The sequence below is a fragment of the Reyranella sp. genome, assembly GCF_965279465.1.
GTDB lineage: Bacteria > Pseudomonadota > Alphaproteobacteria > Reyranellales > Reyranellaceae > Reyranella.
Map to the genome: position 1 here is coordinate 7,928,634 of NZ_OZ257242.1, position 22,909 is coordinate 7,951,542.

General features: G+C 66.7%; 24 protein-coding genes. 12 read left to right on the top strand and 12 right to left on the bottom strand.

Translation table 11 applies throughout. The annotated features are described in order from the left end of the window. Positions 1 to 69: 69 nt before the first annotated feature. On the top strand, positions 70 to 639 hold the full coding sequence (locus ACQY8M_RS38640) for an NADPH-dependent FMN reductase (protein ID WP_428667945.1): 570 nt from the start codon (positions 70 to 72) through the stop codon (positions 637 to 639). Continuing rightward, positions 636 to 1,322 (top strand): class I SAM-dependent methyltransferase, encoded by a 687-nt coding sequence (locus ACQY8M_RS38645; RefSeq protein WP_428667947.1) that lies wholly within the window; start codon positions 636 to 638, stop codon positions 1,320 to 1,322. Before ACQY8M_RS38640 ends, ACQY8M_RS38645 begins: the two co-directional genes overlap by 4 nt. Here the strand turns inward: ACQY8M_RS38645 and ACQY8M_RS38650 are convergent. Next, positions 1,319 to 1,990 carry an AroM family protein gene (locus tag ACQY8M_RS38650; RefSeq protein WP_428667949.1) on the bottom strand — a complete coding sequence of 224 codons (672 nt, stop codon included), beginning with the start codon at positions 1,988 to 1,990 and terminating at the stop codon, positions 1,319 to 1,321. The genes ACQY8M_RS38645 and ACQY8M_RS38650 overlap by 4 nt on opposite strands. Before the next feature lie 63 nt (positions 1,991 to 2,053). On the opposite strand from ACQY8M_RS38650, the gene ACQY8M_RS38655 reads away from it, so the two are divergent. The 3 genes from ACQY8M_RS38655 (at position 2,054) to ACQY8M_RS38665 (ending at position 3,935) form a co-directional block, all read left to right on the top strand. Continuing rightward, entirely contained in the window at positions 2,054 to 2,269 is a 216-nt protein-coding gene (locus tag ACQY8M_RS38655) for a DUF433 domain-containing protein (protein WP_428667951.1), read from the top strand. 47 nt (positions 2,270 to 2,316) lie between these two features. Next, positions 2,317 to 2,643: a DUF5615 family PIN-like protein gene (locus tag ACQY8M_RS38660; protein WP_428667953.1), complete on the top strand. Its 327-nt coding sequence runs from the start codon at positions 2,317 to 2,319 to the stop codon at positions 2,641 to 2,643. Between the two features lie 62 nt (positions 2,644 to 2,705). Then, a complete protein-coding gene (locus ACQY8M_RS38665; RefSeq protein WP_428667955.1) occupies positions 2,706 to 3,935 on the top strand; it encodes an MFS transporter in 1,230 nt (409 codons plus the stop codon). A gap of 30 nt (positions 3,936 to 3,965) precedes the next feature. Here the strand turns inward: ACQY8M_RS38665 and soxB are convergent, their stop codons facing one another. From soxB to ACQY8M_RS38690, 5 genes are all read right to left on the bottom strand, one after another. After that, complete coding sequence (soxB, locus tag ACQY8M_RS38670; protein ID WP_428667957.1) at positions 3,966 to 5,678, bottom strand: thiosulfohydrolase SoxB; 1,713 nt, start codon at positions 5,676 to 5,678, stop codon at positions 3,966 to 3,968. 114 nt (positions 5,679 to 5,792) lie between these two features. Beyond that, positions 5,793 to 6,122, bottom strand: a complete 330-nt coding sequence (soxZ, locus tag ACQY8M_RS38675) for a thiosulfate oxidation carrier complex protein SoxZ (RefSeq protein WP_428667959.1) — start codon at positions 6,120 to 6,122, stop codon at positions 5,793 to 5,795. Between the two features lie 10 nt (positions 6,123 to 6,132). After that, the gene (gene soxY / locus ACQY8M_RS38680; RefSeq protein WP_428667961.1) at positions 6,133 to 6,585 is read right to left on the bottom strand and encodes a thiosulfate oxidation carrier protein SoxY; all 453 of its coding nucleotides are present in this window, start codon (positions 6,583 to 6,585) and stop codon (positions 6,133 to 6,135) included. A 7-nt stretch (positions 6,586 to 6,592) separates the two neighbouring features. Next, positions 6,593 to 7,789 (bottom strand): sulfur oxidation c-type cytochrome SoxA, encoded by a 1,197-nt coding sequence (soxA, locus tag ACQY8M_RS38685; protein ID WP_428667963.1) that lies wholly within the window; start codon positions 7,787 to 7,789, stop codon positions 6,593 to 6,595. Beyond that, positions 7,790 to 8,176, bottom strand: a complete 387-nt coding sequence (locus ACQY8M_RS38690; protein WP_428667965.1) for a c-type cytochrome — start codon at positions 8,174 to 8,176, stop codon at positions 7,790 to 7,792. Positions 8,177 to 8,248: 72 nt separating this feature from the next. On the opposite strand from ACQY8M_RS38690, the gene ACQY8M_RS38695 reads away from it, so the two are divergent. Further along, positions 8,249 to 9,094, top strand: coding sequence for an alpha/beta hydrolase (locus tag ACQY8M_RS38695; protein WP_428667967.1), 846 nt, complete (start codon positions 8,249 to 8,251; stop codon positions 9,092 to 9,094). A 12-nt stretch (positions 9,095 to 9,106) separates the two neighbouring features. Here ACQY8M_RS38695 and ACQY8M_RS38700 read toward each other — a convergent pair whose 3' ends face one another. The 4 genes from ACQY8M_RS38700 to ACQY8M_RS38715 form a co-directional block, all read right to left on the bottom strand. Further along, complete coding sequence (locus tag ACQY8M_RS38700) at positions 9,107 to 10,078, bottom strand: Bug family tripartite tricarboxylate transporter substrate binding protein (protein ID WP_428667969.1); 972 nt, start codon at positions 10,076 to 10,078, stop codon at positions 9,107 to 9,109. A 24-nt stretch (positions 10,079 to 10,102) separates the two neighbouring features. Further along, positions 10,103 to 10,531: a Zn-ribbon domain-containing OB-fold protein gene (locus ACQY8M_RS38705; protein ID WP_428667971.1), complete on the bottom strand. Its 429-nt coding sequence runs from the start codon at positions 10,529 to 10,531 to the stop codon at positions 10,103 to 10,105. Further along, a complete protein-coding gene (locus ACQY8M_RS38710; RefSeq protein ID WP_428667973.1) occupies positions 10,528 to 11,688 on the bottom strand; it encodes a thiolase family protein in 1,161 nt (386 codons plus the stop codon). The genes ACQY8M_RS38705 and ACQY8M_RS38710 overlap by 4 nt, the downstream gene beginning before the upstream one ends. Positions 11,689 to 11,750: 62 nt before the next feature. Next, on the bottom strand, positions 11,751 to 12,728 hold the full coding sequence (locus ACQY8M_RS38715) for a Bug family tripartite tricarboxylate transporter substrate binding protein (protein WP_428667975.1): 978 nt from the start codon (positions 12,726 to 12,728) through the stop codon (positions 11,751 to 11,753). A 76-nt stretch (positions 12,729 to 12,804) separates the two neighbouring features. Here ACQY8M_RS38715 and ACQY8M_RS38720 point away from each other — a divergent pair, with 76 nt between their 5' ends. The 6 genes from ACQY8M_RS38720 (at position 12,805) to ACQY8M_RS38745 (ending at position 20,224) form a co-directional block, all read left to right on the top strand. Next, the gene (locus ACQY8M_RS38720; RefSeq protein ID WP_428667977.1) at positions 12,805 to 14,046 is read left to right on the top strand and encodes an amidohydrolase family protein; all 1,242 of its coding nucleotides are present in this window, start codon (positions 12,805 to 12,807) and stop codon (positions 14,044 to 14,046) included. 37 nt (positions 14,047 to 14,083) lie between these two features. Then, positions 14,084 to 15,607: an amidase gene (locus ACQY8M_RS38725; RefSeq protein WP_428667979.1), complete on the top strand. Its 1,524-nt coding sequence runs from the start codon at positions 14,084 to 14,086 to the stop codon at positions 15,605 to 15,607. Between the two features lie 224 nt (positions 15,608 to 15,831). Continuing rightward, positions 15,832 to 16,062 carry a hypothetical protein gene (locus ACQY8M_RS38730; protein WP_428667981.1) on the top strand — a complete coding sequence of 77 codons (231 nt, stop codon included), beginning with the start codon at positions 15,832 to 15,834 and terminating at the stop codon, positions 16,060 to 16,062. Between the two features lie 142 nt (positions 16,063 to 16,204). Next, positions 16,205 to 16,681 carry a hypothetical protein gene (locus ACQY8M_RS38735; protein ID WP_428667983.1) on the top strand — a complete coding sequence of 159 codons (477 nt, stop codon included), beginning with the start codon at positions 16,205 to 16,207 and terminating at the stop codon, positions 16,679 to 16,681. 53 nt (positions 16,682 to 16,734) lie between these two features. Continuing rightward, a complete protein-coding gene (locus ACQY8M_RS38740) occupies positions 16,735 to 17,925 on the top strand; it encodes a DUF3142 domain-containing protein (RefSeq protein WP_428667985.1) in 1,191 nt (396 codons plus the stop codon). Next, positions 17,912 to 20,224 carry a hypothetical protein gene (locus tag ACQY8M_RS38745; RefSeq protein ID WP_428667987.1) on the top strand — a complete coding sequence of 771 codons (2,313 nt, stop codon included), beginning with the start codon at positions 17,912 to 17,914 and terminating at the stop codon, positions 20,222 to 20,224. The genes ACQY8M_RS38740 and ACQY8M_RS38745 overlap by 14 nt, the downstream gene beginning before the upstream one ends. Here the strand turns inward: ACQY8M_RS38745 and ACQY8M_RS38750 are convergent. Next, a complete protein-coding gene (locus tag ACQY8M_RS38750; RefSeq protein WP_428667989.1) occupies positions 20,164 to 21,756 on the bottom strand; it encodes a tannase/feruloyl esterase family alpha/beta hydrolase in 1,593 nt (530 codons plus the stop codon). The two genes, ACQY8M_RS38745 and ACQY8M_RS38750, sit on opposite strands and share 61 nt — an antisense overlap. Next, positions 21,717 to 22,907: a CaiB/BaiF CoA transferase family protein gene (locus ACQY8M_RS38755; protein ID WP_428667991.1), complete on the bottom strand. Its 1,191-nt coding sequence runs from the start codon at positions 22,905 to 22,907 to the stop codon at positions 21,717 to 21,719. Before ACQY8M_RS38755 ends, ACQY8M_RS38750 begins: the two co-directional genes overlap by 40 nt. Between the last annotated feature and the right edge of the window lie 2 nt (positions 22,908 to 22,909).

Below are 22,909 nucleotides of genomic sequence, written 5' to 3' on the forward strand. Positions count from 1 at the left end.
GCGTTGCCAATCTCCCCTGCGGCTTCTATGTAGCCCGCTGATTCCCGCCTGACAAAGGAACCCTACGCAATGTCCGAGCCAATCAAGTTAGTCGCCTTCTGTGGCAGCCTGCGCAAAGGTTCGTTCAACCGCATGGCGCTGCAGGTGTTTACCGAGCGCGCGCCGGCGGGCACGACGATCGAGACGATCGAGATCGGCGATTGGCCGCTCTACGATGCCGACATCCAGGCGCAGGGCTTCCCCGACAAGGTGCAGGCCGCGCAGAAGGCGATGCTCGCCGCCGACGGCATCGTGTTCGCATCGCCCGAATACAATTACTCGGTGTCGGGCGTGCTGAAGAATGCCATCGACTGGCTGTCGCGCATGACGCCACAGCCCTTTGCCGGCAAGCCGATGGCGGTGTTCGGCGCCTCGGGCGGCCCGCTCGGCACGGCCCGCGCGCAATATCACCTGCGCCAGATGATGATTTTCCTCGATGGCCGGATGGTCAACAAGCCCGAGGTCATGATCGGTGCGGCGCACACCAAGTTCGTCGACGGCAAGTTCACCGACGAGGTCGGAGCCAAGCTTCTCACCGATCTCGGCGCGGCGCTTGCGCTCGCCATTCGGCAAGCGAAGGCCGCCGCCTCTGTGAAGTGACGCAAAATATCTATGACAATGCCGGATTCTTTGCCGGCTACAGCCAGCTCAGGCGCTCCGTCGACGGACTCGACGGCGCGCCGGAATGGCCAACGCTCCGGTCTCTGCTGCCGGATTTCGACGGCAAGCGCGTGGTCGATCTCGGCTGCGGCTTCGGCTGGTTCTGCCGCTTCGCGCGCGAGGCGGGGGCGCAGGACGTGCTGGGCCTCGACGTGTCGGCGAACATGCTGGCCCGCGCACGAGAAACGACGTCGGACAACGTCATCCTCTATCGTCAGGCCGATCTCGAATCGCTCGATCTTCCGACAGGCGCATTCGATCTAGCCTACAGCTCGCTCACCCTGCATTACCTGAAGAACCTCGGCGCGCTGTTCGCCACGGTCCATCACGCCCTGGTGCCGGGTGGGCACTTCGTCTTCTCGGCCGAACATCCGCTCTATACCGAGCCCGGCCCGGATTATCTCGACGAGGGCCCGCGCACGAGCGACTGGCTCGCCGAGGGTGTCGTGAAGCAGCACCGCACGCTCGCGACCTATCTCAATCTGCTGATCGGCGCGGGCTTCGCCATCGATCGCGTCGAGGAATGGGGCGCGAGCCGCGAGCAGATCGCCGCCCATCCCGAATGGAAGATCGACCACCGCCGGCCGACGTTCCTGCTGGTCTCCGCCACGCGCGAGGGCTAATCCAGCATCTCACGCAGCACGCGACCGGTCGCGGTGATCGCGAGCAGAGTCGGCACCCCGAGCGCGGGCTTCACCTGCGCCTTGGTCTCAGGCGAATAGCTCATGCAATCCATCGCGACCAGATCGGGCTTCTTGGCCGCAAGGCGCTGCGCCGCCGCCTCGGCGTCGCGCGCATCGGCGCTCGGCGCCAGGGCCTCCGAGAAGACCTCCAGTCCCGGCCGCGACCATTTCGCGCCAAGCTTCTCGGCCTGCTCGGCGACGGGAATCAGCAGACCGAGCCGGCCGCGCGGCAGCAGACCGGCCGCGAGGCCGCTCAACACCCGCGAGGGGAACAGAATGCCCTCGTCGCCCTCCATCGGCGGGAAGTCGCCGGTGCAGGCATAGACGAGCACGTCGCACCCGTCGGCCCGGAGCTTGGCGAAGGCCTCGGGCGAGCGCGCGATGACCGCCTTCTTGGAGAGCTTCACGTCGCGGCCGCCGCGCAGCTTCGTGTAGAGCGTATCGGGGCCGTTCTCCGGCGTCGCCGCGTCGATCTCTGCCTCGCTCAGCCCGTCGAGCGCGCCGCGCAGGATGACCTTCGTGCCGGGCGGCGCGTGCTCGGCGAAGAGGTCGGCCATGTCGTCCCGCGGCGCCTGGCCGACGGTGATGATTCCAAGGGTGCGTGCCATGGCGCGATCATACGCCGTCATCGCGGGTTGGCCATCCCCCGGCCGCGGGAGTACAGTTAGAGCATGTTCGACCGCATCACCTTCGATCCTAAGATCATGGGCGGGCGTGCCTGCATCCGGGGCATGCGCATTCCAGTGTCTGTGATCGTGTCCCAAATCGCCTACGGAGCATCCAACGACGAAGTCCTGCAAGAGTACCCCGATCTTGAGCGCGAGGATATTTCGCAGGCCCTCCAGTATGCGGCGTGGCTGACTCGAGAGCAGGTGATCGCTTCCTAGCCCCAGGATGCGCTTCCTTGCCGATATGGGGGTCAGCTTATTCTGTTGTGCTGCATCTTCGCCTAAAGGGGCATGACGTCCTCCATCTGCGAGACATCGGCATGCAGCGCATGCCCGACGAAGAAATCTTTGCACGAGCGATCTATGAAAGACGCGTGATCCTGACTTTCGATCTCGACTTTGCGCGGCTCGTTTTCGACGCTCGCGCAGCGTTCCCAAGCGTCGTCATCTACCGTCTAACGGATCCTCGTGCGCATGATCAGATCGAACGCCTGATAGCAGCTCTGCGTGTCGCAACATTGGCGTTGGAAGCGGGAGCAGTTGTCGTCGTCGACGACACGCGCGTGCGGATTCGTGAATTGCCGATTGATTAGCGAGGCTCCTCAGCTGCAACTTGCAAGCTTGATGCTTCGGTCCGCACCGAAGGACAGTCCGCTTGCTGCGTGATACGCGGGCACCGATGGCCTCCAAAGTGCCGCTGCTTTTGCTGCTGATCGCAATCACTTGCCTCAGCCAGTTCTATCGCGTCTCCAATTCCGTGATCGCGCCTGACCTCGTGCGCGACCTCCATCTCAATGCGCGGGAGCTTGGCTGGGCGGGCAGCGCGTTCTTTCTCGCGCTGTTCGCCGTTCAGCTTCCGGTTGGGCTGTGGTTCGACCGGTTCGGTGCGCGGCGCACGGTGTCCGCGGTGTCGCTGCTCGCGGTCGTGGGGGCGGTCGGCATGGCGCACGCCACCGACGCCGCCGACCTGATCGCGGCCCGTGTCGTCATGGGGCTGGGGTGTGCCGCCTCTTTCATGTCGGTGGTGTTCCTGTGCGCGCGCTGGTTCGAGCCGGCCAGGCTCGCGACGGCGTTATCCTGGGTATTCGCCGCGTCCAACCTCGGCACCTTGGCCGGGGCCACGCCGCTTGCCTGGATCGCCGCCACCGTCGGCTGGCGCAACGGGTTCCTGGGCCTCGCCGCGATCACGCTCATCGTCGTCGCGCTGTTCTATGCCGTGGTGCGCGACCGGCCGCCGGGATCGGCACTGCCAGCGACGCATAAGGAGTCTCTGCGCGACGTGTTCCGCGGCCTGTGGGAAGTGTGGCGTACGCCCGGCCTGCTGCCGCTGCTGTCGATGCACTTCTTTGCCTATGCCACCATGCTGACGGTGCTCGGCGTGTGGGGCGGGCCGTATCTGTTCGATGTCCACAAGCTCGACGGCGTCGAGCGCGGCAACGTGCTGCTCGCCATGGGCATCGCCCAGGTCCTCGGCATCCTGGCCTACGGCCCGATGGATCGCGTGCTGAAGTCGCGCAAGAAGGTCGTGATCGGCGGCACCTACATTTCGGCGAGCCTGTTCCTGGCCCTGGCGCTGATCGCGCGGCCGTCGCTCGCCGTCACCATCGCCCTGCTGGTTGCGGTCTGCTTCTTCTGTGCCTTCGGCACGGTGATCGTGGCGCAGGGCCGGACGCTGTTCCCCGACCGGCTCGGTGGCCGCGCCGTCACCACCGTGAACCTGGCGCAATGCCTCGGCCTCACCGTGCTGCCCGCCGTCACCGGCTACATCGTCGAGGCCTTCGGGGCGAGCGACCTCGCCTATCGCGTGGTGTTCGGCACGTTGGCCGGCGGGCTGGTGCTGGGTTCGCTCGCCTACTTCCGCTCGCCCGACAATGCCTCGCGGTGAAAGACCATTGGGAACGGCAAGGACGCTGCCTTATTGACGCTCCTCGGTCATGCCGGCCGAATCGGCACCGACGACCTTCACGTGTCGGTTCGGCTGAAGGCGCACCGTCTTCTCGCGCTCGATATGCTTGGCCACCACGTCGTAGACCGCCGGGCCCTCGGTGCCCTCGTTGACCGAGGCCCAGCCGCTCACCGTGTACTTCCGGCTGGCATCGATCCTCTCGCCGGTGCGCAGCAGGACCATGTCGGAGATGCGCTGGCCTGCCGGTCTGTCGATGGTCAGCGTGTAGGCGAGCCCGCCCGCCCGCACCATGTCGCCGCCCTGCTGGTAGTAGGGATCGGGATTGAACAGATTGTCGGCCACGTCCTCCAGCACCTCCTTGAGATAGGCGCCCGTCATCTCGGTGCGGTACGCCGCAGGATAGGTGATGGCCGTCTGGTTGAAGAGATCGTCGCCCGTGATCTCCTGGCCGGGCAGCAGGCTCGCGCCCCAGCGAAACCCCGGGGACAGCGCGATCTCGACGTCGCGCCCGGCGAGCAGCGCCTGGCAGATCAGGTCGTCGAACGTGCCGTTGAAGTTGCCGCGGCGGTACAGCAGCGAATCGGTGCGGCCCAGAACCTTGTGCAGCTTGTCGAGATGCGGTTCGCGCACCTCGCGGATCATCGTCGCCATGTCGGGGTCGGGCTCAATCGCTTCGGACAGCACGGGGATGAGCCGGAACTCGTAGCTCTGGATGCGCCTGTCGCGCACCTCGAGATCGAGCCGCGCCAGGAACTTGCCGTGGCTGCCGGCGGCGATCAGCAGGGTGTCGCCGACCTTGACCGGCGCGGGCAATGCGTCGTGCGTGTGGCCCGTCAGGATCACGTCGATGCCCTTGACCCGGCCGGCCAGCTTGCGATCGACGTCGAACCCGTTGTGGCTCAGCAACACGACCAGATCGACCTTGTCGGTACGCAGCTTCTCGACGTTGGCGGCGATCTTCTCTTCCTCGATGCCGAACGACCAGTCGGGGATCAGGTAGCGCGGGTTGGCGACCGGCGTGTAAGGGAACGCCTGCCCGATCACGCCGACGCGCAGGCCGCCGCGCTCGAACACCGCGGAGGGCTGGAACACCGGGTCGCCCCAGGTCGCCTCCTTCACGTTGCCGGCGAGGAAGGGAAACTTCAGCTCCTTGACCAGCTCCTCGACGCGCTTGGCTCCGTAAGTGAACTCCCAGTGAGCGGTCATGGCATCCGGCTTCAACGCATTCATCAGGCGCACCATGTCGGCGCCCTTGCTCTGCAGCGCGGTGTAGCTGCCCTGCCATGTGTCACCGCCGTCGAGCAGCAGCACCTTGTCGCCGCGCTCGGCTCGGATCGCCTTGATCAGGGTCGCCATCCGGTCGAGCCCACCGATCCGGCCGTACGTTCGCGCGAGCCCCTCGAAGTCGGTACAGGCGAGCGCATAGGCCTCGGCGCTACCGCGGCCGAGCTTGTAGGCTTCCAGCAGCTTCTCGCCGACGAGATGCGGCGGCAGGCCTTTGTCCGCGCCGACGCCGAGATTGGCCGACGGCTCGCGGAAGTAGAGCGGCACGAGCTGGGCATGCAGGTCGGTGAAGTTGAGCAGCGTCACCTGCCCCGTCGGCTTGAAGCGCAGCAGATCTTCCTGCGTCGGTTCGCGCCGCTGGGCGAATCCCGCGCGACTCGCCCCCAGCGCCGCGGTCGCAGCCGCGACCTGCAGCAGCTCGCGGCGGCCGAGGCTCATGCCTCACCACAAAGATGGGAACCCTCATGCTCTTCCGGACCGCGAGCCTCCGGCTCGCTCAGCTTCATGAGCGAGCCGGAGGCTCGCGGTTCGGAAGAGCATGACATGACCGTGCTACGCTACCTCGATCTTGCTCTCGGCGGTCCAGCTCTGCTTGTTGTCGTCGGTCCAGGTGAACTTGAGCGTGCCGCTCTCCTCGACCTTCACGAAGAAAGAGAGGTAAGGGTTCGCCGCCACCGCCGGCTCGAGCTTGGCGTTCAGCACCGGCTTGCCGTTATAAGTGACGGCAAGCGCGCTCACGATCAGCCGAGGCACGAGCTTGCCGTCGGCGTCCTTGCGCAGGCCGGTTTCCATCGGATGGGTGATCAGCGTCTTGACCTCGACCAGCTCGCCCTTCTTGGCGGTGGCCGGCACGCGCAGGCGCGGCTTGATGTCGTCAGCCATGTCTTCCTCCTCAGCCGCCGCAGCCGCCGATGGTGACCTTCACTTCACGGCTTGCCGTGTAGAGCGTGCCGTCGTTCATCTCCGCGACGGCGACGAGCTTCTGGGTCTGCTGCATGCGCACCCTCAGCGCGACCTCGGCCTTGCCGGAGAGCGGCGTGAATTCATAGACGGCGACGCCCGGACTGGGATTGCCGTCAGCCGCGATATAGAGCGCCTTGACGTAGGACTTCTCGCTCATCTCGCTCTCGACCGAGACGGTGAGCGGCACGGCGTTGCCGTTCTCCGCGATCTCCGGTGCCTTGAGGCTCACCTTCCCGTCCTTGGGTGTTCCCTTGGCCATCGCGGCGATCCAGTCCCTCGCCTGGTCGGGCGTGGCGAAGGCGTTGCGGGCGACCAGCGCGCCCGCCAGGGCCGCCATCACCGTCCCCAGCGCCGTCCGTCGTGTCAGTGTCGAAGCAACCATGGTTCCCCTAGTGCCGGATGTTCGGCGCGGTGAGTTTCTGCCCCTCGTTCATCTTGCGCAGATAGAGCTCGAGCTCGCCATATTCAACGGCGTCGGGCGGCAGCTCGTTGGCGCGCACCTGCACGTTGCACCATTCGAAGCGCTTGCGGATGTCCCAGATCTCGTTGCGGCTGGTACGCCACAACGGAAAGTGATCGAACTGGCCCTTCGGCTCGCCAAGCCACTGGCCGCGAATCCATTTGTTGGCCGCCTGGCCATGGCAATCGACGCAGGCGAAGTCGAACTGGCCCACCTTGAGCTCGCTGAGCTTCACACCGCGGTCGTAAGCGGCCTTGGCGTCGGCCGAGGAGAGATCGACCTTGATCGCCTCGCCGTTGGCCAGGCTGTGCAGATAGACCGACATGTCGGTGTTGTCGCGCGACTGCATCAGCCAGTCCTTGCCGGCGGTCGCCTTGGCGTGGCGGGTGATGAACTCCTCCACGCCGAGCACCTTCTTCAAGCGCGGCTCCCACTTCGGCATCTCGACCGCCCAGCGCTTGAAGCTGGTCTCGGGTGTGGCGTGGCAGGAGACACAGGCTTGCTTGAACAGCGCCGCACCGGCCTCGATGCGCTCGGCGGCAGGATTCACGAACGGATCGAGCGCGTCGCGGTCTTCCACCGGCATCGGCCGCTTCTCGGGATCGTCGAGCGGATTGGCGAACCTTGCCGGCGTCTTCAGCGTCCTGAGGAACGCGACCATGTCCCGGATCTCGGCCTCGCTGTAGAAGCCGTGCTTGCCCCAGGGCGGCATGACCGATTTCGGATTATAGACCCGCGCATCGAACAGGTAGTTGAACAGCCACTGGTCGGTGCGGCCGGCATTGCCGATCTCCGAGAGATCCGGCCCGACATTGCCCGGCGTTTCCTGCGTCCGGGGTCCCATCACGTGGCAGGCGAGGCAGCCGCCGCCGCGGCTGCGATCGAAGGCGAGCTGCTGACCCTTTGCCGCGTCGCCCGTCACTTTGTCGACGATGATCTCGCTGCCGCTGGCCGGCGTCGCCCTGGGATTGGCGAGCGTGTTGTAGTTATCCCAGTTGGTCTTGTTCCAGCCGGGATAGCGCTGCCAGGGCGAGGGCGCGGCCGAACCATCCAGAGCCAGCGGCGCCTGGGCAAAGGCCGGCGCCGTCGAGATCATGAGCGCAACGAGCGATGCGAGCAGACGCACCTACTGCGTCGCCTTCTTGAGGAACGCGATCATGTCTGCCTGCTGGGCTTCCTGCTTCAGGCCGGCGTAGACCATCTTGGTGCCGGGCACGCGGCCCTTCGGGTTCTTCAGATACTCCACGAGCGTCTTGTCGTCCCAGACGATGCCGGAGTTCTTCATCGCATCGGACGACGAGTAGCCTTCCGCCGAGCCCGCTTTGCGGCCGATCAGGCCGTGCAGGTTCGGGCCGACGGTGCTGGCGCCGTCCTTGTTCAGCGTATGGCAGGCCTTGCACTGCTGGTTGAACAGCCGCTCGCCGCGTGCCTCGTTGCCGCTCTGGGCCGATGCGCTGCCTGCGACAAGAATGGCGGCAATCGACACGGACAGTGCGAACGTTGTCTTTCTCATGACCGTCTTCCCACTCTGTGAGGCTGGAGATTGCTGACGTTTCGTCGGGATTCAAGTGATAGATTGTCGGCCATGCGCAAGCCCCTTTGCCTGGCACTGTTCCTGTTGGCGGCCGTGAGCGGTGGCGCACACGCCGAGCCCGTCCAGATCAAGCCCGGCCTGCAGAGGCTGAACGGCAACCTGGAACTGCCGGCGGGGAAGACGGCGGCCGACGGCGTGGTCCTGATTGTCCACGGCACGCTCTCCTGGCATGGCCAGGAGACGATCGCGACACTCCAGAAGAACCTCAAGGCGAGGGGCGTCGGCTCCCTGGCCATCACCCTGTCGCTCGGCGTCGACGACCGCCAGCGCACCCGGCAATGCGATGTCGTGCACGATTATGCGATCGCCGGCGCCAAGCGCGAAGTCGGCCTCTGGCTCGAATGGCTTGCCGGCCAGGGCGCCAGGACGGTCGACCTTCTCGGCTTCTCGCGTGGCGGAGCGCAGGTAGCGTCTTTCGCGCCGGAACTGGCGCGGGCTCGCCGCGTGGTGCTCCTCGCACCGGCCTTCGCCACGGCCGACGAGCAGGCGGAAATCTACCAGCGCGCCTTCGGCCATCCGCTGGCCCCCGAGATCGAAGCAGCCCGCAAACAGCCGCTGCAGAAGCGCACGATCGACTTCCTGACCTGCAAGCAGGCGCCGGTGCTGAACGCGACCTTCCTCGACGGCTACGCGGAGGTTCGGCCGAGCCTGGCAGCGAAGACCGGCCATCCGACGCTGGTCGTCGTTGCCGGCAAGGACGAGGTCGTGCCCGACCTCTCCGCCAAGCTGCCGTCCGAGGTGAAACCGGTCGTCATCGACGGCGCCAGCCATTTCTTCCTCGACCTCTACGGCGAGGAAGCCGCCGACGCGATCGCCTCCTTCCTGAAGAAGGAATAGCGCGCGGATGGGCTACTCGCCCTTGATCCCCTGTTCCTTGATCAGGGTCGTCCAGACCTTCTCTTCCTTGAGATAGAACGCCTGGAGTTCCTCCCCTGTCAGGCTCTTGATTTCGACGCCCTGGATCTTGAAGCGCTCGATCACCTCGGGGTCGGCGGCGACCTTCACGATGGCGGCCCGCAGCTTGTCGACGATCGGCTTCGGCGTTCCGGCCGGCACGACCATGACCTGCCAGAAGATCGACTGGAAGTCGGGCAGGTTCGCGGCCTCCGCGACCGTCGGTATGTCCGGGAAGGCGGGCGAGCGCGTCAGGCTCGAGATCGCCATCGCGCGCGTCTTCTTCGAATCGAGGAACGGCTTGGCCTCGAGCGAGGCGGAGAACATCATCTGCGCATTGCCGGCCGCCACGTCCTGGCCGCCCTGCGCGCCGCCGCGGTAGGGCACGTGGGTGATCTGCAGTCCCGCGCGCGCCTTGAGGAGCTCGGCCGACATGTGATTCATCGCGCCAATGCCGGAGCTCGCGATGTTGAACTTGCCCGGATTGGCTTTCACGTACGCGATCAGCTCGGGCATCGTCTTGGGCGGGAAGTCTGCGTTCACCTGGAGGATGAACGGCGTGAACGACATCAGCGAGACGAGCTCGAAGCTCTTGTGCGGATCGTACTGAACGTTGCCCTGGAGCGTCGGATTGATCACGAGCGACGTGCCGCCCGCATAGATCGTGTAGCCGTCAGGCGGCGCCTTGGCGACGAAGTTGGAGGCGACCGTCGTCGCGGCGCCGGCGCGGTTGTCGACCAGCACCGTCTTGCCGAGGATCGCCGTCAGCTTGTCGGCATAGACGCGAGCGACCGCGTCGTTCACGCCGCCCGGCGGATAGGGGACGACCATGGTGACCGGCTTGGTCGGCCAGTCGGTCTGTGCCGTCGCGGCAAGCGGCAGCAGCGCCGCCGACACCGCGGCGGCCAGGAATGTCGAACGCTTCACTTCAGTCCTCCCTGATTTCCTTCGTTACGCCGCGACGAAGAACGGCAGCGTCACCTCTTTACTGACCGGCTCGAACTGCAGCCGCACCTTCTGGCCGAGCTTGAGCCCCGCCGCATCGACTCCGCGCAACGGCGCATTCACGCGCACCCCGGCATCCATGTCGACCAGCGCCACGATGTAGGGCGCCTGAGCCTTGAAGAAGAAATTGAACGGGTGATGGCATACCGTCCAGGCGTGGATCGTGCCGCCGAGCGGCGCTTCCCGGAACTCGCTCTCCATCGAGAAGCAGTGAGGGCAGACCGGACGCGGATAGTGCCGCACCTTTCCGCACGACGCACAGTGCTGGAGCATAAAGCGGCCCTCGCGCATGCCGTCCCAATAGGGCTGGCTCTCGCGCGTCGGCGTCGGCAGGGGCCGTTCGGGCAATGGCGCGGGCGTCGGCGCGGTGCTCATGCCGCCCTCCGCAGGATGGCGAGCGAGCCGTCGCCCATGTCGCCGTAGCCCGTGACGAGGCCAACCTCCGCGTCCTTCACCTGCGCCTTGCCCGCCTCGCGGCGCAACTGGCGGGTCAGCTCGATCACATGGTTGAGGCCGACGACATGGCCTTGGCTCAGCAGCCCGCCATGGGTGTTGATCGGCAGCTCGCCGCCCAGCCCGATGCGGCCGTCCATCACGAACGGCCCGCCCTCGCCTTCCTTGCAGAAACCCAGGATCTCGAGCTGGCGGATCACCGTGAAGGTGAAGCAGTCGTAGACCTCGGCGACATCGATGTCCTTCGGGCCGACACCGGCCATCGCGTAACCGCGTTTCGCTGCCTTCACGAGGCCGAAGTCGAGCAGGTCCGGACGCTGTGCGATCGAGGCCGGCGATTCGGGATGGCCCTCGGCCACGCCCATGACCGTCACCAGCGGCTTTCGCAGGTCGCGGGCGCGGTCTGCGGCGCTGATGATGATCGCCGCGCCGCCGTCGCTTTCGAGGCTGCAGTCGAACAGCCGGAACGGATCGGAGATCATGCGCGAGGCATGATGCTCCTCGACGGTGAGCGGCTTGTTCATCACCACATTGCCATTGAGGATCGCGTGCTGCCGAATGGTTACGGCCACTTCGGCGAACTGCCGCGGCGTGGTGCCGTAGAGTTCCATGTGCCGCCGCGCGCCCTGGGCGTAGAGCTGGGCCGGCGCGAACATGCCGATCGGCGCCTCGAACTCGTTGGCGAGGGCGAACTGCGGAAACTGCTGCAGGCGGGTCGACACGCGCGCGCCGGAATAGCCGGTGCGGCCGACCGCGATCAGAACGTTCTTGCAGACTCCGGTCGCCACGGCCATCGCCGCACTCTGGATCGCGGCAACGCAAGTCGCCCCGCCCATCGGCACGAACAGCGAGAGCGTAAGATCGGGCAGTCCGAGATTGGCGATGAAGTCCTCGGCGATTGCTCCGCCCGGGAAATAGGGGACGACGCCGTCGATGTCGCGTGGGCTCAGGCCAGCGTCTTCTATCGCCTTGAGGCTGGCCTCGAGTTGCAGGGCAAGCCCGCTCTTCTGGGTGCCGCGTGTGTAGGCCGTCTCACCGATGCCGCTGACCGCGGCCTTCTCGCGAAGCGCATGCGCCATATGTTCCTCCGGCGCGCATCGTGCCTCAAGGAACCGGCGATGTCTCGTGCACTCGCAGGGGTTCAGTCCGCGCGGATGTTTGCGGCGGTGATGACGTCGCGCCAGCGCGCAAGCTCGCTGCGGATCAGGGCGGTGTAGCCTTCAGGGCCCAGCGTGCCGGGCCGGACGCCGATCTTTGCAAACTTCTCCTTTATCTCGGAACTTTGCAGAGCGGCGCCGATCTCGGTCTCCCAGCGCTTGGCGACCTCCGGCGGAATGCCGGCCGGCGTCGAGAAGCCGAACCAGTTGGTCGTCACGACGCCCGGAAATCCCGCTTCGCGAAAGGTTGGCACGTCAGGGAGCGATGGCGAGCGTTCGTTCTCGCTCACCGCCAGCGGTCGCATGCGTCCGGAGGTGAAGTAGCCGATTGCCGTCGGCAGGCTTTCCATGAGCGCCACGATCTGGCCGCCCATGAGATCGTTCATCGCCGGCGCCGAGCCGCGATATGGAATGTGCGTCAGCGGCACGCCCGACTCGCGTGCGAGCAACTGCCCGGTGAGATGGTTCATCGTGCCGTTGCCGCCCGAGCCGTAAGTAACCTCGCCCGGTTTTGCGCGCGCTTGCTCGATCAGCTGTGCCACGGTGGTGATCGGGGACGAACCGTTGACCGCGAGCACCGTCGGGAACGTGCCGACCAGGTGAATATGCAGGAAATCCGCCAAGGCGTCGTACGGCACGTCCTTGTAGAGCACCGGCCCGATGCCGTGCGAGGCGGCATTGGACATCATGACGATGTGCGCGTCGCCACGTGCCTTGGCGACGATGTCGGCACCTACCATGCCGCCGGCGCCGGGCTTGTTCTCGACCACGATCGGCTGGCCGAGCCGCGTACCGAACCATTCGGCGAGCGTGCGCGACAGGATGTCGGCGGCGCCGGCCGGCGGAAAGTTGACGATCCAGCGGATCGGCTTCGACGGCCAGGAAGCTTGCGCCGACGCGATGCGCGGGGCGATCGCGGACGCTGCCGAGGCGGCGATGACGAATTGCCGTCGAGAGAGCATGGACGACGAACCTTCTATAAATGCAGAGCAGTGTGGTGCAACATGTGTGCCGCCATCAATGGGGGCAGAATTTTCGATGGATTTCGATCTCGTGTTGCGCGACGTACGGCTTGTCGACTTCAAGTCCGATCAACCCTCGACCGACGTCGGCGTGCAGGACGGGCGCATCGCCGCCATCGCACCGAAGCTCGGCGGCAATGCCAGGGAGGAAGTGCAGGGAGGCGGCCGGCTGGTCTGCTCAGGCTTCGTCGATACCCACATCCATCTCGACAAGGCTTGCATTCTCGGCCGCTGCGAACACACAAAGAGGCGCAACCCCCATCTCGCGATGGAGCGCGTGTCGGCCGTGAAGCACACCTTCACCGTCGAGGACGTGTTCGAGCGCGCCTCGGCGACCATCGAGAAATGCATCGGCCACGGCGCCACACGCATGCGTCCCCATGTCGAAGTCGACCCCAAGGTCGGCCTGCGCGGCTTCGAAGGCGTGAAGGCGCTGATCGACAAGTACAAGTGGGCGATCGACATCGAGCTCTGCGTCATGCCGCAGGAGGGGCTGACCAACAATCCCGGCACCGACGAGCTGATGGTCGCCGCACTCAAGAACGGTGCGACCGTCGTCGGCGCGGCGCCGAACTACGACACCGACCGCGCGGCGCAGATCCGGCGCGTCTTCGAGATGGCACGCGAATTCGATGTCGACATCGACATGCATCTCGACAGCGGCGCGTCGGCCGAGGAGCTCGATACGCTGCTGGTCTGCGACCTCGCCGAGAAATACAAATGGGGCGGCCGGGTCGCCGTCGGCCATGTCGGCAAGCTCGCGACGATGCCGTTCAAGGACCTCGAGAAGGTTGCCCGGCGCATGGCGGACACCGGCGTCGCCGCCACGGTGCTGACCGCGACCGATCTCTATCTCGGCGGCCGCCACACCGACCACAACGTGCCACGCAACGTGGTCGACCTGAACTTCCTCACCGAGCGCGGCGTCACCTGCTCCGTCGCCTCCAACAACATCCTCAACCCGTTCACGCCGTTCGGCGACGGCCAGCTGCTGCGCCAGGTCAACATGCACGGCATCGTCACCCAGCGCGGCAACGACGACGAAGTGCGCGCGCTGTGGGACATGACCACGTCGAGCGCCGCGCGCCTGATGCGACAGGACGACTACGGGGTCGCCGTCGGCAATCCCGCCGATTTGGTGATGCTGGACGCGCCCGATGCGATCATGGCGCTGCGCACCGTGGCGCCCGTGCTGGCTGCCTTCAAGCGCGGTCGGCGGACGGTGACCCGCGAGCCCGTGCGCCTGCACAGGCCGTAATCGACAGGGACGCAATCGACAAACCAGGAGCAAAGAATTGGCCAACGAAGAACTGCTCGCGCTCTCGTCCGTGGAGATGCGCCGGCGCATCGGCACCAAGGAGATCTCGCCTGTCGAATTGCTCGAGGCGTGCCTGCAGCAGATCGAGCGGATCAATCCCGCCGTCAATGCGGTCACTGCGATGTGCATCCCCCGCGCCCGCAAGGAAGCGAAAGCCGCCGAGCAGGCGGTGCGTCGTGGCGAGGACCTGCCGCTGCTGCACGGCCTGCCGACCGGAATCAAGGACCTCGAGGAGACCAAGGACCTTCTCACCACCTACGGCTCGCCGCTCTATCGCGACTTCGTGCCCAACCACGACAACGTCATGGTCGCGCGTGTGCGCGCCGCCGGTGCCGTCGTTGTCGGCAAGACCAACGTGCCGGAATTCGGCGCCGGCTCGAACAGCCGCAACCCGGTGTGGGGCGCCTCCGGCAATCCGTTCAATCCGATGCTCAACCCCGGCGGCTCGTCGGGCGGTTCGGCGGTGGCGCTCGCGACCGACATGCTGCCGGTCTGCACCGGTTCCGACACCGGCGGCTCGCTGCGCAATCCGGCCTCGTTCTGCGGCGTGGTCGGCTTCCGCCCCTCGCCCGGCATGGTCGCGGTCGAACGTCGCGCGCTCGGCTGGACGCCGATCTCCGTGCTCGGACCGATGGGCCGCAGCGTCGCCGATGTTTGCCTGCTGTTCGCGACGCAAATCGGACAGCACGACATGGATCCGCTCAGCTTCCCGCTCGAGCCGGAAGCCTATGCCGAGCCGTGGCCCGTCGATCTCGGCAGCCTCAAGGTCGCCTACACCGAGGATTTCGGCGGCGCGCCGGTCGAAAAGGGCATCCGCGTCACCTTCCGCGAGAAGATCAAGGCGATGAAGCCGCTCTTTGCCCGGCTCGACAAGGTGGAGGTCGATTACGGCGGCGCCGACCGCTGCTTCGACGTGATCCGCGCCGTCGCCTTCCTGTCGCGCTACCAGGAACTCTACACCAACAAGCGCGAGCTGCTCGGGCCCAACATCATCGCCAACTACGAGCTCGGCGCGAAGCTCACGCTCACCGACTTCGCCTGGGCGCATGCCGAGCAGACCCGGATCTTCCGCCGCTTCCAGGAGCTCTACAAGGATTACGACCTGGTGATCGGCCCGACGGTCGGTTTCACGCCCTTCCCGTGGAAGCAGCTCTACCTCGACGAGATGGATGGCAGGAAGCTCAACAATTACTACCACTGGATGGCGACGAAGTACTTCGTCACGCTGACCACCAATCCCTCCGTATCGCTGCCCTGCGGCCTCGACCACATGAAGATGCCGTTCGGCCTGCAGGTCGTCGGCCGCTTCCGCGGCGACGGCGAGGTGCTGGGCGCGGCGCACGCCATGGAGCAGGCGTTCAAGGCCATCCCCGGCCTCGCCCGGCCTCTTCCCAACTTCAGGAAGCTTGAAAAACCCACACCCGCGCTGAAGTCGATCGTGACCCATCCGCCGAAGCTCGATGCCAAGGCGAGCAAGGGCCCGGCACCGGGGGCGCTCTAAAGCCCGTTACATCTTGATTGTGTCGCACGCTGGGAGCGCGGCTCTCCAGAGCCGCTCATGAGATGTGGCAGCCGAGGAAGAGCGGCTCTGGAGAGCCGCGCTCCCAGCAGGTGTGAGGTTCCCCTCCAACGACTTATTTTAGTCACCGGGATGTTGGCACTTTCCCCTGCGTATCTCGTTCCATCACCGTCCCCTCAGACGGGCTGAAATCGATGGAGTTAAAGATGGGAAAGACCCTATGGCTCATCGCCACCCTCGGAGTGGTCACGCTCACGGCGGGCTGCGTCGAGGACAACCGGTACTATCCAAACACTGGCTACAACGCCCCGCGCAGCGGCAACTACTGGAACTCCGCCCACCGCGATGCCGACCGTGACGGTGTTCCCAACCGCTACGACCGCGACGCCAACGGCGACGGCGTGCCGGACCGCTACCAAAGCCGGCCGCGCTACTAAACAGGCCGCAAGGACGCCGCTCCTCACGTCGATGTGAGGAGCGGCGGTTTTCTTGACACATTTAAGTCACCCCGCGCCTTGGTCGGCTGCGTATGTCCTGCAAGGGAAAGACCGATACAGGGGCTCCCCTCAGGAGGGCGAAATGCGCAACGTCAAATGGCTCGTCGCGGCGGTGCTGGTGGCATCGACCACGGGCTGCGTGGAGTCGGTGAACCAGGGCTACGGCTATAATGGCGGCTATGGCTACAGCAACGCCTATCCGAGCGGTTATTCGAACGCCTACTATCCATCAAGCGGCAGCTATTACAGCCGGCCGGCCCCTGTGAACAATTACTACTACAACCCCCAGCCCACGGTCGTGACCCAGACCCGCTACGTGCCCGTGCCGACCCCGGTGCCGGTGCGTCAGCCCGATCGCTGGAACGATCATCGCTGGGGTGGCCGGGATAACGACAAGGATTACCGCCGCCAAGCGCCGCGGACGGATCGGCCGAACAATCCGCCGCCGCAGGCGAACAACAACAACGGACCGAGGCCCGGCCCAGGCGGTGGCTATCGGCACGACGGCGGCAACAATCGCGATCGCGACGGCGACGGCAAACCCGACCGTCGGGGCTGATTTCATCCGGCGGATGCAGACCACTCGGGCGCCGGCTGATATGATGGCGCCCGATGAGGTTGGTCGTTGCGTTGATGTTGTGCGTGGTCGGATTGTCGGCATCGACGTTGCAGACCAGCACGCGCGCTGCACCCCTGCCGCACGACGCTTACGTCTGGCAGCGGATCTGGACTCCCAAGGTCGTGGCAGCGGCGCAACGTTCCGCGGAGCTGGTGCGGAGCTGGCGCATTCTGTTGGCCGAAGCCGATCGGTCCGGACATTGGTCCAAGGCGTCCATCCCGTGGGGTGAACTCCGCGCGATAGGCCGGCCGATAATCGCCGTGCTGCGGATAGACGGCCGGCTGGATGAAGAGCGCATGCCGGCGCTGCTCGGCCAAGCCGCTGCGATCGTTGCTGGCGCCGATGGCCCGCTGTCCGGCGTTGAGATCGACTACGACTGTCCCACATCGAAGCTCTCGACCTATGCGCGCTTCCTCTCAGGCTTGAGGATGCGGCTGCCGGCGTCGCTCGAGCTCTCCATCACCGCCCTGCCGACCTGGATGAATTCGGCCGATCTGGAGAGGCTGGTCCCGCCACTCGACGAAGTGGTGCTGCAGGTCCACGCAGTGGACGATCCCCGCCGGGGCCTGTTCAACCCGACCCTGGCGGAGAGCAGGGTGCGAGCTTTCGCCCGCCGCATCGGCCGTCCGTTCCGGGTGGCGCTCCCCGCCTATGATGTGCGCGTGACCTGGAGCCGCGACGGCGGCCTGGCGAGCGTCGAGGGCGAAGTCCCGCTGCTGACCGGTGCCGCCCCGGGCGAAACGTTGCGCGCGGCGCCCGACGCGATCCTCGCCTTCCTGCACGCGATGCAGCGTGCCGCCCCGGACAATCTGATCGGCATCGCATGGTTCCGGCTGCCGACCGACGCCGACAGGCGCGCCTGGAGCCACGAGACCTGGCGCGCCGTCCTGACAGATCGCTTGCCGCCTGCGCGGTTGAGCGCGTCGCTCGTGCCGGCCGAAGCCGCGGATCTCTGGACCGTGACTTTGTCCAACGACGGGGCGATCGATGCCACCGTCCCGCGCCGGGTGCAGCTCGATCCGGCGTGCACGCTGGCCGACGGCGCCAACGGCTTCCGCCTGGTCGATGGCGCACCGCTTGCGCTGGAAGGTAGTGGCACCGGCCGCCTTCGCCCGCACCGCACGCGCGTCATCGGCTGGGCACGCTGCACCGAACCTCGGAGGCATCTCGATGCCGCGCCATGAGATTGCCCTCGCCGCGCTGGTCGCCGTCGCGGCGGTGGGCGGCGCGCTCGCCTGCGGCCCTGATTTTCCCTGGCAACTGCTCGACGACCGCCACACCACCATGACCGAGCCGGTCGCCTTCGGCTTCTCGTTCGACGCCGGCCGCCTGGTAGCAGCGCCTCGGGACACCCTGCGCGCCGTGGAACAGTCCGACAGCAGCCCTATGCCGCCGCCCGAGCCGGAGATCGTCGTGATCGAGCGGCACGAGGCGGAGTCCGGGGCGTGGCAGGCGCTTGCGACCGATCTTCCCGCCGAGCGGCGGACCGCCGAAGCATTCCGGCAGCAGCTGCAGGCCGCGCGCGCTGCCGCGGATGGCCCCGCGGCACTGGCTGCAGGGGCCGGCCTCCCGTCCGCCGTGGTTAACTACATTGCCGGCGCCGTCGAGTTCCGGGCCGAGCGCTATGATCGGGCGGCTGCCTATTTCGATGCGATCGATGCGTTACCGCCGGAGCAGAGCAAGATCCGCCAGGTCGCTGCGGCTTACATGAAAGGCCGCATCCATCAGCTTCGGGGCGAGGCTGCGGCTGCGCGCGGCGCCTTCCAGGCCGCCCGCGCCGATGCCGAGGCCGGCGCCCCCGACCCGATGGGCCTCGCGGTCGCAAGTTTCGGCGAAGAGGCAAGGGTCGACCTTGTCGAGGCGGGGCTGATCACCCCCGCGCCATGGCCGATCGAGGTCGTGGACGATCCTGCGAAGGCGTCATCCCTCATCAGCCATGCCGTGCGGCTCTATGCCGAACAGGCCGCGCGCGAATCGAAGATCGCCTTGCTGTCGCTGCGCCAGGTGGCGTCGCTCCTGGTCGCCGACGCCGACGTACTGGACCGGATCATCGAAGACCCGCTGACGCGGCGGCTGCTCGTCGCCTACGCCGTCTCGCGCGAAGGGCCGTGGGACGAGGAAAGCAGCGACGTGGTCAGCGCGAGCGTGATCGACGCGGCGCTGAGGCTGCCCACGCCGGCAGCCGGCGAGGAGATCGACCGCCTGGCCGCTCTCGCCTACCAGACCGGCCGCTACGACGTCGCCGAACGGTTGACCGCGAAGACCGATCGGCCGCTCGGCCTATGGGTGCGGGCGAAGCTCGCCCTTCGTCACAGCGATCGGGAGGCGGCCGTGCGCGACTGGACCGCGGCGTTGACGGCCAGCCAGAAGGCCGGCGATGCCAGCGATCTCGACGACGAAACGCGCACGCGCCTGCGCGGCGAAGCTGCCGTCGCCAAGCTGAGCGCCGGTGCTTACGAGGACTCGCTGCGACTGCTGTTTCCAGCCGCGCAAACCTACTGGGGCGATGTCGCCTATGTCGCCGAGCGCATCCTGACCGTCGGCGAGCTGAAGAGCTTCGTCGATGGCCTGCCCCCCGCCGATCCGAAACCCCGGCGCACCTCGTCGGACGAGCCCCCGCCGAGGGATCGCACCGAAGACCTGCGCGCACTGCTTGCCCGTCGGCTGGCGCGGCAGGGAAGGATCGCCGAGGCGCTTCCATATTATCCGGCATCGCTCGACCGCTGGTCGGACGATCCCGCGGAGCGCGAGGTACGGCTCGCCGCCGAGGCGCGCATCTACGCCGAGGCGATCGAGGCGGCGCAACCGACCTGGCGCTGGCGCAACATCTCGCGTGCCGAAGCCCTGTTCAACGTCGCCATGCTCTCGCGCAAGCGCGGGATGGAGCTGCTGGGCACCGAGGGACCGCCCGACGTGGCCGCGGTCGACGGCAATTTCAGCTGGGGCTACGGCCAGCAGAGCCCGCGCGGGATTGTCGACACCACGACCCGCACCGACACGCGCGACCCCTTGCTCGGGCCGGATGAAACCACACGATTCGCGGCGAGCGCTCCCGATCCGAACCGGCGCTTCCACTACCGCGTCATCGCCGCCGACCGCGCGCTCGAGGCCGCAGACCTGTTGCCGCAAGGATCGCAGGCTTACGCGGCGGCACTATGCTGGGCCACCCGCTTCGCCTTCGACAGTGACGACGCGGACCGCGCCAGGAGCATTTATCGCCGCTACATTGCGACGGGGCCCCTGCAGCCTTGGGCCAAGCTCTTCGGCCGTGAATGTCCGCATCCCGACTTCGACGCGGCGCGAGATTACTGGCCCAAGCGCATCAAGCACCTGGTGCAGCGGCACACCGGCCTCGCCGCGGCAGCCGCGCTCGGCGTCGCCCTGCTGCTCGCCGGATCAGTCCTCGTGATCCGGCGCCAGCGTCAGTCGGCCGCCTTGCAGGCGAAGTTGGCCGCGTCGTCGGGGCTGCCCGAGCCCGAGTAGCGCGCGACCTGCGGATAGGGGCAGAGCGGACGCGTGCGGACCGGCTTGCCGTCCGTCACCTGCGTGGCGGTGATCGTGGCCGGCGCGGTGCCGTTCTCGACCCAGTTGATCAGGGCCGTCAGCCCGTCGAGCCGATCCGGTCCGACACCGCCGCGGCAATGGAACATGCCCGGCACCATGAACAGCCGGAAGAAGTCGGGTGTGTCGGCACCGTTGGCGGCAACCGCCTTCTCGTAATAGTCGATGCCCATCAGCGGCGGCAGCGCCGTGTCGGCCCACCCGAAATACATCAGCAGCTTGCCGCCGCGCGCGCGAAACGAAGAGAGGTTGGGGTCGGTGGCGTTGAGGAGCGTGCGGGCATCGGCGAACTTCGCCATGTCCTTGTCGAAGTCGAACTTGGTCGAATCGAACGACGGATCAGCCTTGGGCGAGGACCAGTAGCGCACGAAGCTGTCGCCATAGGCGTGCTGGTTGGACTTCCGACCGGCGCGCGGTGTCAGCCACATGTCCCAGCCGCTGGTCATCGTGCCGCCGGCGGTGAAGGACATGCCGGTCGCCTCGGCACCGACCGGATAGCCGAACAGGTGCGGCTTGCCGTTGACCTTGAGCCCTTCGTGGATCTTCTTGACCGCCGCGCTCTGCGCCGGCGTCAGGCAGTTGTCGCCATCCTGTCCTGCCGGGCATTGCGCCACGTCGCGCGCCGGATCGAAGTCGCAGCGCCGCGGATCGTCGATCAGCCCGTCCTTCAGGCCGTCCTTGGCATCGCAGCGCGCGTAGGCCGCATCGGCGACCAGCTTGAGCTTGACGAGCGACACCGGAGTCTCGCTCAGCACCTGGCCGTTCCACAGGCTTTGCGTCACCGTGTCGACGAAGTTCAGGACCGGCGCGCCGGCCAGGATGCCGTCGAAATCCTCCGGAAAGCGCTGGGCACTGATCAGCCCCTGGCGGCCGCCGGTCGAGCAGCCGTCCCAATAGGAGTAGGCCGGCGCGCGCCCATAATAGGCGGCGACGATCTTCTTGGTTTCGGTCACCGTCATGTGGACGGCGCGGAAGGCATAGTCGACCCGCTTGGCGTAGTCGGCGGCGAAGCTGGCCAGCGGCTCTGCGGCGGCATCGTGGCCGGTGTTGGTCTGGACGGCGACGAAACCCTGCTTCAGCGCATTGGCACGCACCATCAGCCGCGGTCCGGACTCCGGATTCTCGCCGGCGAAGCCGCCGTTGCCATGCATGTAGAAGCGCCGGTTCCAGTTGGCCGGAAGGTTGAGCTCGAAGCGCACTTCCGGCGCGATCATGCCCGCTACGCGGCAATGCTCGGGGACACCATCGGCGGCGGGAATCACGCGGGCAGAGAGGATGGTCATCGACGCCCAGGCGAGGTGAGCGACCGCTGCGCACGGCATCGCCGCCTTGGTGCCCGCCACGCTGTAGCGCACCGGCGACTGTGCAGAATCGAGGAAGCTGTAACCGTTCTGCGCCGATGCGGCGGCCGGCATCAACGCGAGCGCTGCGAGGACTCCTGCGACGCGGGCCATGATTTCTCTCCCTTTGCCTTTTTCTTCTTCTTCAGCTCGGCATTGTGCTGGCCGAGCGTCGGCGCGGCGCGGCGCACGCCGCCCGGTGTCGCCGACATCTTGATCGGCACGCCGAGCGTCTTCTGCTTGCCGGCCTTGGCATGCTCGACTTCGGCCACCATGCCGCGTGCCAGGATCTGCGGATCGGCAAAGACCTCGTCATGATGCAGCACGGGGCCGGCGGGAATGCCCGCGGCTTCGAGCGCCGCCATCCAGTGGGCGGTCGAGCACTTGACGATCTCTGCCTGAAGCAGGGCGACGATTTCGCCGTTATTCTTTACGCGCAGCGCATTGGTCTTGAAGCGCGGATCGTCGGGCAGCTCCGGCTTGCCGATCAGCTCGCAGACCTTGCGGAAGAAATTCTGCTGCGCCGCGCCGATCGTCAGCCAGCCGTCGCTGGTCTGGAACACCTGGTAGGGCGAGGAGCCGCGATGGCCCTGCCCGAGCTTCTCCGGCCGCACGCCGGTCGCGAAATAGTTGGCCGCTTCGTAGACGCCGAGCGACACCGTCGCCTCGAGCAGCGAGGTCTCGACCCACTGGCCCTCGCCCGTCTTGTGCCGCGCCTGCAAGGCCGACAGCACGCCAATGGTGAGATAAAGGCCGGCGCCCACGTCGGAGATGGCGAGCGGGATGCGATAGGGTGGGCCGTCCTTCGGCCCCGTCACCGACATCAGCCCCGACATCGCCTGGATCACCAGATCGAAGCCGCCGCGCCTGGCGTAAGGCCCCGTCTGGCCGAAGCCCGAGATCGAGCCGAGGATCAGCCGCGGGTTGCGCGCGTGCAGCGCGCTCCAGCCGATGCCGAGCTTGTCGAGCACGCCGGGACGGAAATTCTCCAGCACCACGTCGGCACCATCGACCAGGTCCCAGAAAATCTCGAGATCATCGGCCGCCTTGAGGTCGAGCACGATGCCGCGCTTGTTGCGGTTCCACAGCATGAAGGGCGCGCCCTCGCCCTCGACGAATGGCGGCGCGCCACGGATCGAATCGCCCTGCGGGCTCTCGATCTTGATGACATCGGCGCCCATGTCGGCGAGCTGCATGCCGCAGAACGGGCCCGACAGGTGCGTCGTCAGGTCGAGGACCACCAGCCCGTCGAGCGCGGCTACCATTC

Excerpts from the sequence above, each read along its gene's own strand:
- ACQY8M_RS38695 (WP_428667967.1), top strand. The coding sequence starts at position 8,249 with ATGCGCAAGCCCCTTTGCCTGGCACTGTTCCTGTTGGCGGCCGTGAGC.
- ACQY8M_RS38640 (WP_428667945.1), top strand. The coding sequence starts at position 70 with ATGTCCGAGCCAATCAAGTTAGTCGCCTTCTGTGGCAGCCTGCGCAAA.
- soxZ (WP_428667959.1), bottom strand. The coding sequence starts at position 6,122 with ATGGCTGACGACATCAAGCCGCGCCTGCGCGTGCCGGCCACCGCCAAG.
- ACQY8M_RS38730 (WP_428667981.1), top strand. The coding sequence starts at position 15,832 with ATGGGAAAGACCCTATGGCTCATCGCCACCCTCGGAGTGGTCACGCTC.
- ACQY8M_RS38750 (WP_428667989.1), bottom strand. The coding sequence starts at position 21,756 with ATGGCCCGCGTCGCAGGAGTCCTCGCAGCGCTCGCGTTGATGCCGGCC.
- ACQY8M_RS38710 (WP_428667973.1), bottom strand. The coding sequence starts at position 11,688 with ATGGCGCATGCGCTTCGCGAGAAGGCCGCGGTCAGCGGCATCGGTGAG.
- ACQY8M_RS38720 (WP_428667977.1), top strand. The coding sequence starts at position 12,805 with ATGGATTTCGATCTCGTGTTGCGCGACGTACGGCTTGTCGACTTCAAG.
- ACQY8M_RS38655 (WP_428667951.1), top strand. The coding sequence starts at position 2,054 with ATGTTCGACCGCATCACCTTCGATCCTAAGATCATGGGCGGGCGTGCC.
- ACQY8M_RS38755 (WP_428667991.1), bottom strand. The coding sequence starts at position 22,907 with ATGGTAGCCGCGCTCGACGGGCTGGTGGTCCTCGACCTGACGACGCAC.
- soxY (WP_428667961.1), bottom strand. The coding sequence starts at position 6,585 with ATGGTTGCTTCGACACTGACACGACGGACGGCGCTGGGGACGGTGATG.
- ACQY8M_RS38690 (WP_428667965.1), bottom strand. The coding sequence starts at position 8,176 with ATGAGAAAGACAACGTTCGCACTGTCCGTGTCGATTGCCGCCATTCTT.
- ACQY8M_RS38740 (WP_428667985.1), top strand. The coding sequence starts at position 16,735 with ATGAGGTTGGTCGTTGCGTTGATGTTGTGCGTGGTCGGATTGTCGGCA.
- ACQY8M_RS38705 (WP_428667971.1), bottom strand. The coding sequence starts at position 10,531 with ATGAGCACCGCGCCGACGCCCGCGCCATTGCCCGAACGGCCCCTGCCG.
- soxB (WP_428667957.1), bottom strand. The coding sequence starts at position 5,678 with ATGAGCCTCGGCCGCCGCGAGCTGCTGCAGGTCGCGGCTGCGACCGCG.
- ACQY8M_RS38745 (WP_428667987.1), top strand. The coding sequence starts at position 17,912 with ATGCCGCGCCATGAGATTGCCCTCGCCGCGCTGGTCGCCGTCGCGGCG.
- ACQY8M_RS38735 (WP_428667983.1), top strand. The coding sequence starts at position 16,205 with ATGCGCAACGTCAAATGGCTCGTCGCGGCGGTGCTGGTGGCATCGACC.
- ACQY8M_RS38650 (WP_428667949.1), bottom strand. The coding sequence starts at position 1,990 with ATGGCACGCACCCTTGGAATCATCACCGTCGGCCAGGCGCCGCGGGAC.
- ACQY8M_RS38715 (WP_428667975.1), bottom strand. The coding sequence starts at position 12,728 with ATGCTCTCTCGACGGCAATTCGTCATCGCCGCCTCGGCAGCGTCCGCG.